Origin of the sequence: Staphylococcus auricularis, assembly GCF_001500315.1 — a bacterium.
GTDB classification, from domain to species: Bacteria; Bacillota; Bacilli; order Staphylococcales; family Staphylococcaceae; genus Staphylococcus; species Staphylococcus auricularis.
On record NZ_LLER01000036.1, the window covers coordinates 1 to 217 of the forward strand.

At 52.1% G+C, this 217-nt stretch carries 1 rRNA gene; it reads left to right on the top strand.

Annotation, left to right across the window (positions count from 1 at the left end):
- Position 1: 1 nt before the first annotated feature.
- Positions 2-217 (top strand): 16S ribosomal RNA (locus APS80_RS10380); the annotation flags it as partial.

Sequence of the window (217 nt, forward strand, 5' to 3'; positions counted from 1 at the left end):
GACGGGTGAGTAACACGTGGGTAACTTACCTATAAGACTGGAATAACTCCGGGAAACCGGGGCTAATGCCGGATAACATGTTGAACCGCATGGTTCTACAGTGAAAGGTGGCTTTGCTGTCACTTATAGATGGACCCGCGCCGTATTAGCTAGTTGGTGAGGTAACGGCTCACCAAGGCAACGATACGTAGCCGACCTGAGAGGGTGATCGGCCACA